This window comes from Listeria sp. LM90SB2, from assembly GCF_028867355.1.
Taxonomy (GTDB): Bacteria; Bacillota; Bacilli; order Lactobacillales; family Listeriaceae; genus Listeria; species Listeria monocytogenes_B.
The window spans coordinates 1,268,442-1,284,911 of the sequence record NZ_CP046449.1 but is presented as its reverse complement, the minus strand read 5'-3'; the positions used below and the strand labels follow the sequence as shown (position 1 = coordinate 1,284,911).

Annotated in this window: 20 protein-coding genes; 12 read left to right on the top strand and 8 right to left on the bottom strand. The window is 36.4% G+C overall.

Annotated elements, in window-relative coordinates; translation table 11 throughout:
- The first annotated feature begins 138 nt into the window (after positions 1-138).
- Complete coding sequence (gene proB / locus GL301_RS06415) at positions 139-969, top strand: glutamate 5-kinase (RefSeq protein WP_003726720.1); 831 nt, start codon at positions 139-141, stop codon at positions 967-969.
- Complete coding sequence (locus GL301_RS06410) at positions 953-2,200, top strand: glutamate-5-semialdehyde dehydrogenase (RefSeq protein WP_010958878.1); 1,248 nt, start codon at positions 953-955, stop codon at positions 2,198-2,200. Before proB ends, GL301_RS06410 begins: the two co-directional genes overlap by 17 nt.
- Before the next feature lie 25 nt (positions 2,201-2,225).
- On the opposite strand, the gene GL301_RS06405 is transcribed toward GL301_RS06410, so the two are convergent.
- On the bottom strand, positions 2,226-3,140 hold the full coding sequence (locus tag GL301_RS06405; RefSeq protein ID WP_010958877.1) for an alpha/beta fold hydrolase: 915 nt from the start codon (positions 3,138-3,140) through the stop codon (positions 2,226-2,228).
- Positions 3,141-3,328: 188 nt separating this feature from the next.
- Between GL301_RS06405 and GL301_RS06400 the strand changes: the two genes are divergently transcribed.
- The gene (locus tag GL301_RS06400) at positions 3,329-3,793 is read left to right on the top strand and encodes a hypothetical protein (protein WP_003726717.1); all 465 of its coding nucleotides are present in this window, start codon (positions 3,329-3,331) and stop codon (positions 3,791-3,793) included.
- A gap of 38 nt (positions 3,794-3,831) precedes the next feature.
- On the opposite strand, the gene GL301_RS06395 is transcribed toward GL301_RS06400, so the two are convergent.
- Positions 3,832-4,293, bottom strand: a complete 462-nt coding sequence (locus GL301_RS06395; protein WP_003727530.1) for an NUDIX hydrolase — start codon at positions 4,291-4,293, stop codon at positions 3,832-3,834.
- Between the two features lie 117 nt (positions 4,294-4,410).
- Here GL301_RS06395 and treP point away from each other — a divergent pair, with 117 nt between their 5' ends.
- Complete coding sequence (gene treP, locus GL301_RS06390; RefSeq protein WP_003727531.1) at positions 4,411-5,895, top strand: PTS system trehalose-specific EIIBC component; 1,485 nt, start codon at positions 4,411-4,413, stop codon at positions 5,893-5,895.
- Positions 5,896-5,913: 18 nt separating this feature from the next.
- Complete coding sequence (gene treC, locus GL301_RS06385) at positions 5,914-7,560, top strand: alpha,alpha-phosphotrehalase (RefSeq protein WP_010958876.1); 1,647 nt, start codon at positions 5,914-5,916, stop codon at positions 7,558-7,560.
- Between the two features lie 30 nt (positions 7,561-7,590).
- Here the strand turns inward: treC and treR are convergent, their stop codons facing one another.
- Positions 7,591-8,304: a trehalose operon repressor gene (gene treR, locus GL301_RS06380; RefSeq protein WP_003726055.1), complete on the bottom strand. Its 714-nt coding sequence runs from the start codon at positions 8,302-8,304 to the stop codon at positions 7,591-7,593.
- 150 nt (positions 8,305-8,454) lie between these two features.
- Between treR and GL301_RS06375 the strand changes: the two genes are divergently transcribed.
- The 3 genes from GL301_RS06375 (at position 8,455) to GL301_RS06365 (ending at position 10,031) form a co-directional block, all read left to right on the top strand.
- On the top strand, positions 8,455-8,592 hold the full coding sequence (locus GL301_RS06375; protein WP_003723553.1) for a hypothetical protein: 138 nt from the start codon (positions 8,455-8,457) through the stop codon (positions 8,590-8,592).
- Between the two features lie 329 nt (positions 8,593-8,921).
- On the top strand, positions 8,922-9,770 hold the full coding sequence (locus GL301_RS06370; RefSeq protein ID WP_003726054.1) for a YitT family protein: 849 nt from the start codon (positions 8,922-8,924) through the stop codon (positions 9,768-9,770).
- Positions 9,771-9,836: 66 nt separating this feature from the next.
- Positions 9,837-10,031 carry a hypothetical protein gene (locus GL301_RS06365; RefSeq protein ID WP_117383302.1) on the top strand — a complete coding sequence of 65 codons (195 nt, stop codon included), beginning with the start codon at positions 9,837-9,839 and terminating at the stop codon, positions 10,029-10,031.
- A gap of 39 nt (positions 10,032-10,070) precedes the next feature.
- On the opposite strand, the gene GL301_RS06360 is transcribed toward GL301_RS06365, so the two are convergent.
- Positions 10,071-10,730, bottom strand: coding sequence for a Crp/Fnr family transcriptional regulator (locus tag GL301_RS06360; protein WP_003726052.1), 660 nt, complete (start codon positions 10,728-10,730; stop codon positions 10,071-10,073).
- A gap of 204 nt (positions 10,731-10,934) precedes the next feature.
- Between GL301_RS06360 and GL301_RS06355 the strand changes: the two genes are divergently transcribed.
- Both GL301_RS06355 and GL301_RS06350 read left to right on the top strand, forming a co-directional pair.
- Positions 10,935-12,140 carry an MFS transporter gene (locus tag GL301_RS06355; protein WP_003726051.1) on the top strand — a complete coding sequence of 402 codons (1,206 nt, stop codon included), beginning with the start codon at positions 10,935-10,937 and terminating at the stop codon, positions 12,138-12,140.
- On the top strand, positions 12,137-12,382 hold the full coding sequence (locus tag GL301_RS06350) for a hypothetical protein (protein WP_003726050.1): 246 nt from the start codon (positions 12,137-12,139) through the stop codon (positions 12,380-12,382). Before GL301_RS06355 ends, GL301_RS06350 begins: the two co-directional genes overlap by 4 nt.
- 37 nt (positions 12,383-12,419) lie before the next feature.
- Here GL301_RS06350 and GL301_RS06345 read toward each other — a convergent pair whose 3' ends face one another.
- The 3 genes from GL301_RS06345 to dbpA all read right to left on the bottom strand — a co-directional run bounded on the left by GL301_RS06345 (position 12,420) and on the right by dbpA (position 14,764).
- Positions 12,420-12,896 (bottom strand): NUDIX hydrolase, encoded by a 477-nt coding sequence (locus tag GL301_RS06345; RefSeq protein ID WP_003726049.1) that lies wholly within the window; start codon positions 12,894-12,896, stop codon positions 12,420-12,422.
- Between the two features lie 167 nt (positions 12,897-13,063).
- Positions 13,064-13,327: a DUF3116 family protein gene (locus GL301_RS06340; RefSeq protein ID WP_003726048.1), complete on the bottom strand. Its 264-nt coding sequence runs from the start codon at positions 13,325-13,327 to the stop codon at positions 13,064-13,066.
- Between the two features lie 24 nt (positions 13,328-13,351).
- Positions 13,352-14,764, bottom strand: coding sequence for an ATP-dependent RNA helicase DbpA (gene dbpA / locus GL301_RS06335; protein WP_003726047.1), 1,413 nt, complete (start codon positions 14,762-14,764; stop codon positions 13,352-13,354).
- 123 nt (positions 14,765-14,887) lie between these two features.
- Between dbpA and GL301_RS06330 the strand changes: the two genes are divergently transcribed.
- Positions 14,888-15,148 (top strand): hypothetical protein, encoded by a 261-nt coding sequence (locus GL301_RS06330; RefSeq protein WP_003723543.1) that lies wholly within the window; start codon positions 14,888-14,890, stop codon positions 15,146-15,148.
- A gap of 31 nt (positions 15,149-15,179) precedes the next feature.
- Here the strand turns inward: GL301_RS06330 and GL301_RS06325 are convergent, their stop codons facing one another.
- Positions 15,180-15,779, bottom strand: a complete 600-nt coding sequence (locus tag GL301_RS06325; RefSeq protein ID WP_003731295.1) for a histidine phosphatase family protein — start codon at positions 15,777-15,779, stop codon at positions 15,180-15,182.
- Between the two features lie 164 nt (positions 15,780-15,943).
- Here GL301_RS06325 and GL301_RS06320 point away from each other — a divergent pair, with 164 nt between their 5' ends.
- A complete protein-coding gene (locus GL301_RS06320) occupies positions 15,944-16,351 on the top strand; it encodes a VOC family protein (RefSeq protein WP_003726044.1) in 408 nt (135 codons plus the stop codon).
- Positions 16,352-16,470 lie beyond the last annotated feature (119 nt).

Sequence of the window (16,470 nt, the reverse complement as noted above, 5' to 3'; positions counted from 1 at the left end):
TCCTAAGAAAATTTCTTAGGACTTATTTTTATACTCAAAATTAAAAATCTGAAGCTCATAAACTTGATTCTAATATGGACATATCTGCATTTTCATGTAAAATAGAAGTATTATCTTATTAGCAGAGGGGTCATAGAAATGCGCGAATCTTTAAAAAATAGTAAGAGATTAGTCATCAAAGTTGGTACAAGTACATTAATGTATGGAAATGGCCATATAAATTTACGTACCATTGAGAAATTAGCGATGGTTTTATCTGATTTACGTAACGAAGGAAAAGAGGTCATTCTTGTTTCTTCTGGGGCAATCGGTGTTGGTTGTCATAAATTACAGCTTTCAGTAAGACCTACAAGTATCCCTGACCTTCAAGCTGTCGCGTCGGTTGGTCAAAGTGAACTAATGCATATTTATAGTAAATTTTTTGGTGAATATGGACAAGTGGTTGGACAGGTGTTGCTTACACGTGATGTAACTGACTTCCCTATTAGCCGCGAAAATGTTATGAATACTTTAGACAGTTTATTAAGCCGTGGTATTATCCCTATCGTAAATGAAAATGATACCGTTGCTGTAGAAGAACTGGAGCATGTAACGAAATACGGGGATAATGATCTTCTTTCAGCCATTGTCGCTAAACTGGTTCAAGCTGATTTGCTTATTATGCTTTCTGATATTGACGGCTTTTATGGTAGTAACCCTGCAACAGATCCAGAGGCTGTTATGTTCTCTGAAATCAACCAAATCACTCCAGAAATTGAAGCCCTTGCTGGAGGACGCGGTTCTAAATTTGGGACTGGTGGTATGTTGACCAAGCTTTCTGCTGCTTCTTATTGTATGGATTCTAACCAAAAAATGATTTTAACAAACGGTAAAAACCCTACCGTCATTTTTAATATTATGCAAGGTGAACAAATTGGTACTTTATTCGCAAGTAAAAAGGAGGAACTTTCACATGACCGAACTCATTAAAAAAGGGAGTGGCGCTAAAGAAGCTTCCCAATTTTTAGCCCAAGCAACAACAAAACACAAAAACGCAGCACTGCTTAATTTAAGTAATGATTTGCTTATCCATACGGCTACACTTTTGCAAGAAAATGAAAAGGACATTCTTCGCGCTCAGCAAAAAGGAACACCTGAAACGATGATTGATCGTCTTCGTCTTACAGAAGAAAGAATCAAAGAGATATCGGAAGCGGTTAAACAAGTGGTCGCGTTAAAAGATCCAATCGGTGAAGTAACAAATATGTGGAAAAATGAAGCCGAGTTAACTATTGGTAAAACAAGAGTTCCACTTGGTGTTATTGGTATTATTTATGAATCTAGGCCCAATGTAACTGTCGATGCTTCTGTTCTTTGTTTTAAAACTGGAAATGCGGTGATTTTGCGAGGTGGTAGTGATGCTATTGATTCCAATAAAGCCTTAATGTCCGTTATTCAGGATTCCCTTGAGGCATCTGGTTTCCCTCGTTCTAGTGTCCAATTAATTGAAGATACATCACGAGAAACTGCTAGAGACATGATGCGGTTAAATCGCTTTTTAGATGTTCTCATTCCTCGTGGCGGCGCAAGGTTAATTCAAACAGTTCTTGAAAATGCAACTGTTCCAGTCATCGAAACAGGTACTGGTAATTGTCATATTTACGTAGATAAAGCGGCAGAAAAACAAATGGCTATAGATATTTTAGTTAATGCTAAATGTTCGCGCCCTTCTGTATGCAATGCTGCAGAAACTTTGCTCATTCATCGAGATGTTGCCGAAGATTATCTTCCAGCGATGGAAACTGCATTAAAAGAATATGATGTCGAACTACGTGCGGATGAACGTGCGAAGGGAATTTTACAAGAGGCAAAAGCTGCGACAGAGTCCGACTGGGAAGATGAATTTTTAGATTTCATTTTAGCTATTAAAGTAGTCGATTCCGCTGAAGAGGCTATTGATCATATTAATAAATATGGCACCAAGCACTCAGAAGCAATTATTTCTAATGATTACGCGACTGGTCAAGCATTCCATCAAAAAGTAGACGCAGCAGCCGTTTATATCAATGCTTCTACTCGATTCACTGATGGTTTTGCCATGGGATTTGGCGCTGAAATTGGCATTAGTACACAAAAACTTCATGCACGTGGACCAATGGGCTTAACAGAACTTACATCGACTAAATATATTATTTTTGGAGACGGTCAAATCCGTAATTAAAAAGAAGGTAGCCTATGATTTTAGGCTACCTTCTTTTTTCATCCAACCAATCAATTACATCTTGAAAAACAGTTTCTTTACATAATTCATTCACCAGTTCATGACGAGCACCTTCATAAATTTTATAGGTAACATCCTCTACCCCTGCATCTTCTAGAGATAAAGCGATTTTCGGCGTATCTTTTCCAAAATGCCCCACTGGATCATCACTCCCAGAAAGCAACAATACCGGCAAATCTTTTGGCACCCTGTCTAATGTTTCTTTGTGCTGACTTACTTTTACTGCTTCAAAAAGGTTATGGAAAAACCCACTTGTTCCAACTACTGGACCGCAAAATGGATCTTGTTCATAGGCTTCATAAATCGCAACATCCCGCGAAAGCCAACTAAAACGATGATTTTCATTAAATGGTTTATTATAACCCCAAAATGCTAATTTATTTAGAAAACCACTTCTTTTTCTATCATCTTTTTTCACTCTTTGTTTTGTAATCATTTGGCCCATTTTTAAAAGAGCTATCGGTTGAAGTCCGCTACCGCTGAGAATTACTCCATCAACTTGGTGTTTTGCCATAAAGGTTCGTATAATAAAACTTCCCATGCTGTGCGCAAAAATGAAGTAAGGTAATTCAGGATAGCTTTCTTTTAAATAAGTTCTCACTACCGCCTCATCTTCTACCATATTTTGAAAACCAGTTTCTCCATCTAAATGACCTAAAGATGCCTCATCTATGGCTGATTTCCCAAAACCACGGTGATCATCGGCTACGACAATATATCCAGCCTGATTCAAACGTTCCGCAAACAAGCCGTATCTTGCCCCGTGTTCTGCCATCCCATGAACAATTTGAACTACACCAACTGGATTTTTCACTTCATCCCAAATATGTAAATGCAAATCGAGTCCATCTGTAGCTTTTAATTTCATTTGTTTGTACATCTGTCTCCCTCCCATTTCATCTTATTATTAGTATACCACCTGATAGTTATTTTCACTATTTCACAGACTTTTTTTAGGACTTTTGTATAACTAGTTAAAAAGTTACAGTTCCAACTATTCATTTCTATATTGAAGATTGTTCACATAATCACAATATGTTATAATAGTCCCATAAGGAGATGACACACATGGATAACTGTTTAGCGCAATTACAAATGTATGATTATTTACTCAAAAAATACCGTAACAAAGAGGTTTTCCCTGATACGAGAATGATTGTCGAGATCGACGGCAAACTTTGGACTGGTGATTTTCTTCAACTGGACGATTGCCATATCATCGAAATTGATTGGGAAGATACTCGGTTCACGCGTATCGAACGTACGAAAGATGCTATCAATGATGAATTTAACGAAAAAGTTACGAACTCTAATGTAAACGTAAGTGAAAATCGTATCGATTCCAAAATTGGTAGTTTAAAAAACATTGAAATATTGTATCAAGAAATTGGCAATTTTGTTCGCCAAGTAGAAAGTTCTACTACAACATTAAAACCGTTACTCTATAACGCTTATTGTTTAGATACACGGGTTAAATTACCATTCTTAGATATCAGTAAAAAAGAGATTACCTTAGTATCTTTAACTAATTAAATAAAATCCCGCGAAACGTAAAAATTTCGCGGGATTTTTTATGTTGTCTGTTCCAAATGTAGAATGTTTTTTCTCGAAAGATTTGCTAGCTCTGTTTCGAGAAATGTTGGTAAAATGGTGATATTTTTCAACTTGTCTATATCGAACCATTTAAAATGCAGTTTATATGCCTCTTCCCCGTATTGACCAAATTCTTCTATTTTTGTAAATGTAGGTTGATTAAGTAAACTGCTCTCTGGTAACAGTTTAACCGCATAATAAAACTCAATACTATCTATTTCTTCGCCGCGATATAAAAAGCGATTTTCCGCAATAATGCTCAATTCTAAAATAGCTACATCTTCCCCGAGTTCTTCTTTCATTTCACGTTTTAATCCTTCTTTTGTTGATTCTTTTTCCACTGCACCGCCCGGAAGTGTCCAGTAATCTTCTTCTTGGTTTGAGTGGAGCAAAATTTTGTTTTGATGCGTGATAATTGCTGCAGTTCTAACGTGTTTCATGGCCACCCCTCCTTCTTTTTTATTTTAGCACAAATAAAGTGGTTGCGCTTTCAAATTATTTATAGTATAGTAATGGCGAACAACTTGTATATACAAGTTAAAAAAGGAGGAAGTTTTATGGTTGACTATACAAAAGATGCAAGCGCTCTTTTAGAGTTAATTGGTGGCAAAGAAAATATTTCATCTGTCACACATTGTGCTACGAGAATGCGTTTTGTTTTGCAAAATCCAGATAATGCCGATGTTGAAGCCATCGAAGACATTCCAGCAGTAAAAGGGACATTTACACAAGCTGGTCAATTTCAAGTAATTATAGGTAATGATGTAGCTATTTTTTATAATGAATTTTCAAAAATTAGTGGTGTGGAAGGTGTCAATAAAGAAGATGCCAAAGTAGATGCGAAGAAAAATATGAGTATTCTTCAGCGTTTACTTGCTGGTTTAGCTGAAATATTCACTCCATTAATTCCAGCAATTGTTGTTGGGGGTCTTATTCTCGGTTTCCGTAACGTAATTGGAGATATTAAGTTTTTAGAAGACGGCACGAAAACGATTGTGGATGTTTATCCATTTTGGGCTGGTGTTTATAGTTTCTTATGGCTTATCGGTGAGGCTGTATTCCACTTCCTACCAGTTGGAATTACATGGTCCATCGCGAAAAAAATGGGAACCACACAAATTCTTGGGATTGTCCTTGGTTTAACGCTTGTTTCCCCGCAATTACTAAATGCTTATAGCGTTGTTGAAACAAAAGCAGGCGATATTCCAGTTTGGGACTTTGGCTTTGCTCAAGTACAGATGATTGGGTATCAAGCGCAAGTTATTCCTGCCATTATGGCCGGATTCTTACTAGCCTATCTCGAAATTTGGTTGCGTAAATTTATTCCAAATGCCATTTCGATGATTTTCGTTCCATTCTTTGCTCTCGTACCTACTGTTCTTGCAGCTCATGTTATTCTTGGACCAATTGGTTGGAAAATTGGCGACGCGATTTCGAACGTCGTTTATGCTGGCTTGACTGGTGGACTAAGTTGGTTATTCGCCGCACTATTTGGCTTCCTATATGCCCCGCTCGTTGTCACGGGACTGCATCATATGACCAACGCCATCGACTTACAATTAATGAGTCAATTTGGTGGAACGAATCTCTGGCCGATGATTGCACTTTCTAACATCGCCCAAGGGTCCGCTGTTCTAGCAATTATTTTCTTACATCGTGGCAATGAAAAAGAAGAACAAGTTTCAATTCCAGCAACTATTTCTTGTTACCTTGGTGTTACGGAACCTGCGATGTTCGGGATTAATTTAAAATACTTATATCCATTTGTAGCTGCCATGATAGGTTCGGCAATTGCGGCTGTGGTTTCTGTATCTAGTGGTGTTATGGCTAACTCAATTGGTGTCGGAGGACTACCTGGAATCTTGTCCATTAACCCTAAATATTACGCCGTTTTTGCAGTATGTATGTTAATAACGATTGTTGTTCCTTTCATTCTAACTGTATTATTCCGCAAATATAATATTTTAAACAAAGTAGATACTGCACCAATTCGTACGTTTGGTAAAAAGGAGTATCGTGAATCTGCAAAAACAACCAACTAAAAAGTGAGGCTTCCCTTTATGACAAAGTTTGCTCAAAAAACAATTTATCAAGTGTATCCGAAATCCTTTTATGATACGACTGGCGATGGTACTGGGGATATTCCCGGTATCACTGCCAAGCTTGATTATTTACAAAAACTCGGAATTGAGATGATTTGGCTGAATCCATTTTATCCTTCTCCGCAAAATGATAACGGCTATGATATCGCTGACTATACCGCGGTTGATCCTTTATTTGGTACGATGGACGATGTGACAACGCTTATCAAGGAAGCGAAAAAAAGAAATATTGGTATTATGATTGACTTAGTATTGAATCATACTTCGACAGAGCATCCTTGGTTTAAAAAAGCGCTTGCTGGTGATCCATTCTATCGTGATTTTTACTATTTCCGCCCAGCAAAAGCCGATGGTTCCCCTCCAACAAATTGGGTTTCCAAATTCGGTGGTAATGCTTGGGAAAAATTGCCTGACTCCTCTGAGTACTATTTGCATTTATACGATGTTACGCAAGCTGATTTAGACTGGGCCAATCCGAATGTACGCGAGGCACTCTTTGATGTCGTGAATTTTTGGATTGATAAAGGCGTGGAAGGTTTTCGTTTAGATGTATTAAATGTGATTGCCAAACCTAAGTTTTTAGAAGATGATTTTGAAGGCGACGGCCGCCGTTTTTATACAGATGGACCAGGAATACATGCTTACTTAAAAGAACTACATGAACGAACTTTTGGCGACAAGCCAATTATAACGGTTGGAGAAATGTCCTCTACAGATATTGACAACTGCATTCGTTATAGTAATCCAGACGAAAAAGAATTATCGATGGTTTTTCATTTCCATCATTTGAAGGTAGATTATCCTGATGGAGAAAAATGGCGTTTAGCGGATGTGAATTTCGAGAACTTAAAATCTATTTTCCATATGTGGCAAGTCGCGATGTCAGAAGAAAATGGATGGGATGCGCTTTTCTGGAACAACCATGACCAACCTCGAGCACTTGGTCGCTTTGCTTCCGACAAACCGGAACATTATTATCATTCGGCAACCCTCCTTGGCGCAACGATTCACTTTATGCGCGGGACACCGTTTGTTTATATGGGGGAAGAAATCGGGATGATGAATCCAAAATTTCCTACGATTGATGATTATGTGGATGTGGAAACGCTCAACCATTTTGATATTTTACAAAAAAACGGACTTAGTGAGCAAGAAGTTATGGCGATTATCAAAGAGCGTTCGCGAGATAATAGTCGGACACCTATGCAATGGGATGATTCGCAAAATGCTGGCTTTACAACTGGTACTCCATGGCTAAAAGTAGCGGATAATGCAAGTGAAATAAATGTTCAAGCAGCCTTATCTAATAAAACGAGCATTTTCTATTTTTACCAAAAGCTTATTGCATTACGGAAAGAATACCCTGTCATTCAGACGGGTGATTATACGCCATATTGGACGGATGAAGATTTGATTATTGCCTATAAGCGTTCAAATGAAATTACTTCGCTTCTTTCCATTCACCATTTTGGCTCGACTACGAAAAAAATTCAACTACCAAATGAGTTTTTAAATGCTAAAGTACTTCTTTCTAATTATGAACGTCAAACAATCAGTTCTGAGCTGGAATTAGCACCTTATGAAACATTAACTTTAATTCGATAAAAAAAGCCTGAGAAAAAATTCTCAGGCTTTTTAGCGTCTTCTTGCAAAATCTATAAAACGGAATTTATCCAGTCGGTGACGCGATTCTGTGTATTGAAAAAGTGTTGTATCTTTTAAAAACACGGTACTTTTTACGACAACTACATGCGTATCACCATGTAATGCTAAGTATTTTTTATCTTCGGCGTTCAGCGGTTCCACGGTTATTTCTTTTTGAGCATAACTGATTTCATAGCCTTTCTCATTTTCTAAGTATTGATACAAAGAGTCTTCTAAAATCTCATTCGCAATTGGTTCAGTTTTGTCTAATAAATAATCGTAATCCAAAATAGTTGCCTCTCCTTCTAAATAGCGCACTCTGAGGATAGCTAAGCAGTTTGAGCCGTGCGGAAGACCAGCAAAATCAGCAATTCGATCTGGTAAAGTGGTTCGTTCATTTCGGATGACTTCCGTTGTCGCATTCATATGTTCGGATTTTTGTAATTCCTTAAAACTAGTTAAACCAGAGACTGGAAAAGAATAGCGTTCTCGGTCAATGACAATCGATCCTTTTCCTTGGAGCTTTTGAATACAGCCGTTTTCAAGCAATAATACAAGTGCTTTTCTAATGGTCTCACGGGATACCGAAAAACGCTTCGCCAGGACATTTTCACTTGGAAGTAGTGTGCCTGCTGGATAAACGCCTGATGTAATGTCTTGCTCTAATTCTAAATAAATGTCAAAAAACTTATTTTTTTTATTCAAATTTACTCACCCAAGGCTATTGTAGCACATTTACCCATAATTGTAACCGAAATTTGCTAGCTCGCTTTATTACCAAAATCACGTGAAATTTGGTACACTATTAGTAGTAAGGTCTGAACATGTGTTTTGATTTAAGAGGAGGTATTTTCTATGACTAAAGTTATTTTAACTATTTTTGCAATTATCGTTCCTGCGTTTCTCGGATTTATACTTGCTTACCAAATCTATAAGAAAAAAACAGCCACTTATATGCCATTAAAAAATGAATTTGTACATTGGGCTAAATAAGCGCACATTAAGGAGGAAAACAAATTGAAAAAAACAGAAAGTGAAAAACCACTTGTCATCAAAATTGTTATTAGTGTTCTTGTAGGTTTATTTCTACTTAATTTAATGCCATTTTTAGCGATTTTCGGCTAATTATTTATACTTAAAAAGGCTTGAAGGTGCTTATTTTTTATGGTATATTGTAAATTGTGTTGAAATGAATAGCAATTTTTTATGGTGAGACAATTAATGACAAAGATGTCAGTTAATGCTTTTTTTATAAAAAGACTCCAGAGTGCCTGTTTAGTGGTATTCTTGGGTCTTTTTTTGCATGGAAAGGAGAAATGGAGATGAACAAAAATAAAACTGGTTGGAACATCGCAAAAATTATCGTGGGGGCGCTTATTTTCTCGCTAGCTGTCAACGTTTTTGCTATCCCGAATAATTTAGGAGAAGGCGGCGTTACTGGGCTAACAATGATGCTTTATTACTTGCTTGGTTGGACTCCAGCAGTCACTACTTTTATATTTAATGGTATTTTACTTATTATTGGTTACAAGTTTCTTGATCGAATGACGATTGTCTGGACAATTGTTGCTATTAGTTTCACTTCGATCTTTTTACATTTTTCTGAGCCGCTTGCTTTCGTGGCAAATCAAACGATTGTCGCAGCCATTTTTGCGGGATTAATGATGGGAATTGGTATGGGACTAATTATGAATGGTGGCGGAACTACTGCTGGTAGCGCTATTTTAGCGAAAATTGCTAATAAATATCTTGGTTGGAATACGAGTTATGCGTTGCTATTCTTTGATTTACTTGTTGTTATTCCTTCTGTTTTTGTAATCGGTTTTGAAAACATGCTATTTACCATCGTTTCGCTTTATATTTCAACCAAAGTACTTGATTTCATTCTTGAAGGTTACAATCCTAAAAAATCTGTCACGATTATATCGGATTATTATGAAGAAATTGCAACTGAAATTGATGCGAATTTAGAGCGTGGTATTACCCTTTTCAACGGTCAAGGTTTCTATATGCGTCAAGATAAAAAAATTCTTTATATCGTAATAAGTCGTGATCAATTACTGCCGCTCACCAAAATCGTCAACAAATATGATGAGAAAGCATTCTTTATTATTAATGATGTACAAAGTGTTGTGGGGGAAGGCTTTACAAAACAAATAACAAGTGAGTGATGTCGTTTCTCTCAACTTATGTTACAATAATGTGGAAATTATTTTTAATGTAAGTGAGGCGTCCTTATGAAAATTTCTAAACCGGCTTATTTGGTTTTACTTGTTGTTGGCTTGGTTTTTGTTTTTCTAGGACTATCTAATATCGGAATCTCTATTTTTGGGGATTTTAGCGACTTAGAGAATTTGATGGTTGGTAGTTTATTAATCATCATCGGGCTCATCACACTTAGGATTCGATATTCATTTAAAAAAAGAGGATAGAAAAGCACTGCAAATATTGATTGCAGTGCTTTTCTACTGTTAAAAAATAACGTTTTCTTGAATAACATCTAATTTTTTAATAATAATATAGCGGTTTTGCATCGTAATGACGCCTTCTTTTTTGAGTTGTTGGAAAATCCGGTTCACACTGCTTGCGGAGTTAATCCCGCAAAAATGACCAATTTCTTCATTACTTACTAGAAAATCAATCAAATACTGATCAGGCGCAATTTCCACTCCAAAAAGCGTATAAAGTTCATAGAGTTGCGTACAAATCGCTCCAAGTTTCCCATTCATTAGCATTTGCTGCATTTTTTTTATGGATTGTAGCAGCCTCGTACGGTAATAATCTTTCACATAAATTTGCAAATCCACATCACGATTCACGTCTTTCCAAAACCTTACCCGGTCAACTTGATATAGTTCTGCTGTGTCTGACTCCACACGAATGTTAAACGGCGCATTGGCAAACTGCGAATACTCATCTTTTAAAAGTGAGATAATGTCCATTTTATTAATGTAGTTTAAATTAAATTCCCTGCCATCCCTTGAAATAATACTCGTTTTAATAATCCCTTTTTTAAGTATGTACACATATGAATCTTCAAGTCCTTCGTAAGTTAAATATTTACGTTTTCCCCTTGTAATAACTGGAAAATCATTTGTGCTCACATAATTATTAAGAATATTTTGCTTCATGTTCTTAACCTCCTTTTTGTCATTCCAGTTAAAGCATATTAATCATACAAAATACTATTCCCTATTTTTTCAACATATGTTATACAAATTTGTATATATCATAAATAATTACCAAATTAAAAAGTATCCTCTCCGAATATCCCCTATAATACTCCTTGTCGCTGAGATAAATTACAAATTATAGGTAGGAAGGGATTTTATTCTATGAAAGAAAAATTATTTAACAAGGGTTTTGTCTTAATAACATTGATTAACTTTGTCGTTTATCTCGTTTATTATTTGCTAATGGTTATTATTGCCGTTATTGCTCAAGAAGAGTTGAACGCGTCTCTTGGTGAAGCCGGATTTGCGTCTGGGATTTATATTATCGGGACGCTCCTCGCACGACTTTACATGGGGAAAAAGCTGGAACTATTTGGTCGTAAGCGGGTTTTAAGATTTGGGATTTTATTTTTCTTAGTAACGACGATGGCTTACTTATACATGCCAACGATTGCCATTATGTTTATTATTCGTTTTTTAAATGGATTCGCATACGGAACAACTTCAACAGCTACCAATGCGATTGTCACAGCTTATATTCCTAATTCTAGAAACGGAGAAGGGATTAATTATTATGGCCTCAGCACAAGTCTCGCAGCTGCGATTGGACCGTTCATCGGAATGATTTTACTTAGCAAAACGAGCTTTTATACGATTATTATTTTCTCCACGGTTATTGTCTTATTAACTGCGCTACTTTGCTTCTATTTACCCGTGAAAAATATTGTTTTAACAACCGAACACCGGAAGGCCTTACAAACTTGGACCGTCAAAAGTTTTATTGAATATAAAGTTATTCCAATAACATTTATTGCCTTCTTAATGGGGATTTCTTATTCGAGTGTACTTACATTCCTTGCTTCCTATGCTAGAGAAATCAATTTAGTGAGTGCTGGAACGTTCTTCTTTGTTGTCTATGCATTAGTTATTACCCTAACTCGCCCAATGTCTGGAAAACTTTTCGATGCAAAAGGCGAAAAATATGTGATGTATCCGAGTTATCTCTTTTTAGCAGTTGGATTAGTGGTCCTTAGTACAGCAACATCAAGTCTCGTGCTACTTATTTCAGGCGGACTCATCGGCTTAGGTTATGGAACGTTTATGTCGAATGGCCAAGCTGTCTGTTTAAAAGTATGTGAACCTCACCGTATTGGGATTGGCCTATCTACCTACTTTATCGGGCTTGATTTAGGACTTGGTATTGGGCCTTATATTATGGGTGAAATTCATCATGTGCTTTCATTCCAAGGTATTTACATTATTGCCGGTGCTATCGCATTTATTTGCGTATTCATCTATATGTTTTTATCCAGAAAAAAAGTGTCTAGTGGTGCACAGGAACAACTAAAAGGGAGTGAAGAAGTATGAATAAATTATTACTCATTACAGCAGCGGGTTATATCGTAGGAGTTAGAAGTATAGAAAAGGAGAACAACCAATCTATTCTACTAAACGATGTCTACATTAATAATCCTTCACAACGATTAATTGATCATTTTGAGAGTCTCGAAATTGCCAAAGAGCAAGTAATCGGTCATAAAAAGTTATCCACTAATGATGCTCAAAATTTAATAAGTCGCTGGGAAGCAAGTTATTTCACGACATCATGATAGTATGGAAGCATTGCGAATAATCGCAATGCTTTTTTTATAAAGATTGATGATTAATATGCAATAATGTGTTCTCATGATATTTTGTTGAAACTTCTATTCTAGCCGGGAACACTGGAGCATGTTTGATTATATAAGGTAAATTGTTCACTACACCTGTATTTTCCGGATTAAGTATCCATTTTCTTTTTTTAAAATCAAGTATTCCTTCATCGGTTGCACGAGGCGTTGGATATACATAATTATCCGGAAGATTGGCCAGAAATAAATGCATACCTCCCAGATTTTCGCCATCCACAAACCATTTCATTTCACCGATATCACGAATTTCGTAGTCATTTGAGGAAATTCCGGTCTCTTCTGTGATTTCCCGTTGGACCGATTCAAGAAGTGTTTCCCCTTGCTCAATTTTGCCACCAACACCATTCCAACTTCCCATCCATGGGGATTTTTGTCTATTTAACAATAGAATTTCATCGGCTCTTTGGATAAAACAAAGGGTATATTTATACATATTTCCACCTATTTTCCAAGTTTTTTATTCAGTATATCATAATTTCAGGCACAAAAAGAGCAGCATCCGCGTTTTTATTGGGAGACGGATGCTGCCAGGTGAGATATTTCATTGAAAAAAAGGTTACTCTTAATATAACGAATAAATGTTAAAAAAGTATGAACAAACTAAGAAAGTTCATTCTTAATTTTTTGAAGTAGAAAATCTCCTTGTTTGGTCATGCTATAGTATTTTTGGTTATCCCCTTTTTCGTCACGAAGAATAAAGCCATGAAATTCAAGCCAGTAAGTGCAGTATAACAACTCATTTCTTGTTGAATTCCCAACGATGTCACCTTGCAGAAAATTAATTGTTAGTGATTTTATATTGTAAAGTGGATTTTTAACAACTTCTAACACCATTAAAATAAGTTGATTATCTGGCCTTTCCATTGTTTGGACCTTCTTTTCTTTAATTTATCGTTTTCTGGCCTCGTTTACTTTCAGGCGTCTACCTTTTACTTTACGAGAGCGCATCATTTCCAGTACTGCCGGACCTTTTCCATTTAAAATTTCAACAAAAGAAACATGGTCTTCAATCGTAATAATTCCGATATCTTCGGCCGTAATTCCTTCTAATTTAGAAATAGTTCCAACAAAATCTACTGCACGAATTTTTTTCTTTTTTCCACCATTAAAATACAGTTTCATAATGTTTTTATTTAATTTTTCCCCACGAGCTTTTTTGATTGTTGGGCGCTTTTGTTGTTTTTTGCGGAAAGCTTCTTCGTTAGCTTTCACTTCTATCACTGTCGGTTTACGTTTTTTTTCGATTGTAACATCGAGCATTTCTTCTATGTCACGCAAAAGTGGATTTTCATTTGTTTTCACGAAACTAATAGCTTTACCACTTTTGCCAGCGCGACCAGTACGACCGATACGATGTACATAATTTTCTTTTTCAATTGGTAAATCGTAGTTAATGACTAACGATACATTATCCACATCTATTCCGCGCCCTGCCACATCTGTCGCAATTAAGAAACGGGATTTGCCACTTTTAAAATCATCCATTGCTCGGAAACGGTCTTCTTGTCTTAAACCCCCATGAATTTTACTAACTTTTACATCAAGTAAATCGGTGAGTTCATCGACTTGATTTTTCGTATTGCAAAATATTATTGCGCTATCCGGATTTTCTGTAATCAAAACATCTTTTAGCGTTTTTTCTTTATTATCTGTTTGCATCTCCACGTGGAAGATAGGGTTTGTTTTTTCCGATGCCATTTCGATTACCATTGGATCATCTTGGTAGCGTTTAATCAAATCTTGCATTTCTTCTGGCATAGTTGCTGAGAAAAATAGATTTTGGCGCTGTTTTGGTAAACGGCTAAGAATATCTTCGACTTGATCAATAAATCCCATGCTTAACATTTCATCTACTTCATCTAAAACTAAATGGGCAACCTTGTCGACATTCAGTGATCCTTTTTCAATATGATCCAGCAGGCGACCAGGCGTCCCAACGACGATATGATTTTTTTGGCTTAGTTCTAATTTTTGTTTCGCAAATGGTGATTGTCCGTATATTGCTGCAGCTTTGACACGTTTAAATCGTCCAATATTCGTACATTCTGTCTTGACTTGCATTGCAAGTTCTCGTGTTGGAACGATGATTAGTGCTTGTGGCTTATTTTCTTCCCATTCAATCTGTTCTGCAATGGGAATAGCAAATGCTGCTGTTTTCCCACTACCAGTTTGTGATTTAGCAACAATATCTTCTCCTGTTAAGGCAACTGGAATTACCGCTTTTTGAACGGGTGTTGCTTCTGTATATCCTAGTTCATTAATCGCTCTTTTAATTTCTTCACTTAATTTTAAATTATTCATGTCAGTCCTCATTTCCTCATATCATCATACCATATTTTTTCACAAATGATGGAACGAATTGTTTGTACTTTATCCCTCCTTCCTTTAGAATGAACTCTAAGCCCCCAAAATAAGGAGGAAAAGATGAATTTAGATGATTTGAAGAATAAAGTTACCGAGTCCCTGCCCCTGGAAAACCTAGGAACACTGACAGAAGAGGCAACAAACAAAGCATCTGAGCTTGGTGAACAAGCAAGTAATGTCACAGAAAATTTACAGAATGAAGCGACGAACCTAACAGAAAATCTACAAGATAAAGCAAGTGGACTTACGGAAAACTTGCAAGATACTGCGAATGAGTTAACTGGTGGATTTTTGGATAAAATAAAGAATTTGTTTCAATGAAGCGAAAAAGCACTCATTAACGAGTGCTTTTTTATTTAGCGCTTTCCATATGCGTTCCATTCTCAAAATCATGATTAATAAAATTAACTAAAGTAAATCTACCATTTTCATATTCAAACTTTAAAATGCAGCAATTTTTCAGTCCTGTTACTTTGCCAATTTTGCTTGTTTTTTCCCAATATCTGGCAAATTGGGCACAGGCAGCTCCGTGAGAAACGGCAAGGATAGTATCATGATTATCTTGGCTCATGATACGTTCCATTGTTGCTACTAAACGATCTCTGAAATCCACTTCTCGCTCTCCCCCATACGCAGCAAAAAAATCTCCATAAGGTAGCGGTGGGTTCAGGTCTTCGCTCTCACCTTCAAAAGTACCAAAATTCCATTCTTTCAATCCTTTCAACCGTTGATAGCTTTTGTCCGTAATTAGTTCTAACGTGTCGGATGCGCGCTCTGATGTGGAACTGTAAGCTTGATCGAATGTTATATTGTTTTCTTTAAAGTAACTACCAGCGATTTTTGCTTGTTTAATCCCGAGATCGGTAAGTGGTGCATCGCAAAAACCTTGAATTTTTTTACGTTGATTAAATAATGTTTGACCGTGGCGCATTAAATACAATGTCTTTTTCATCTAAATTCCTCCGAATCTATATCTTCTCTTTAGTTTATCACCCTGGAGTAACTCCAAGTCAAGTATTTATCTTCTTAATTTTTCCTCTTTCACGCAGTATCTGCTATAATAAAAACACCAAAATGAATAGAACTTTAGCGAATAAAAATCGAGGAGGAATTCAAATGACGTTGAATGTTTACTTGAATTTTAGAACACAATCCAGAGATGCTATCGCGTTTTATGAAGAAATTTTTGGAACAAAGTGTACAGATTTGATGACATATGGGGAAATCGAGTCCAGAGAAGAACCTATAGAAGATTCGCTCAAAGATTTAGTGATGAATGCTAGTTTAGTAATGGACGGAGTAAAGGTTATGTTTTCGGATGTTCCAAAGTCTATGCCCCTCACATTCGGAGATAATATAACACTAGTAATTGATACATCTGACGAAATAAAATTAACCAAACAATTCCATCAGCTTGCAGAAGGTGGCAATATTGTCATGCCACTTGGCAAAACATTCTGGTCGGAAAAATATGGGCAAGTGACGGATAAATTCGGCGTCGGTTGGCAGCTTAATTTATCTTAAATTAAGAGAATCTGGGATAAAACTCAGGTTCTTTCTTTAAGTCCATTTTTAGTAGGCCGACCAAATTTGCAAGGCCTTTCATATTAAGTTAAAATAACACGTATCAAAGAAAAAGTGTG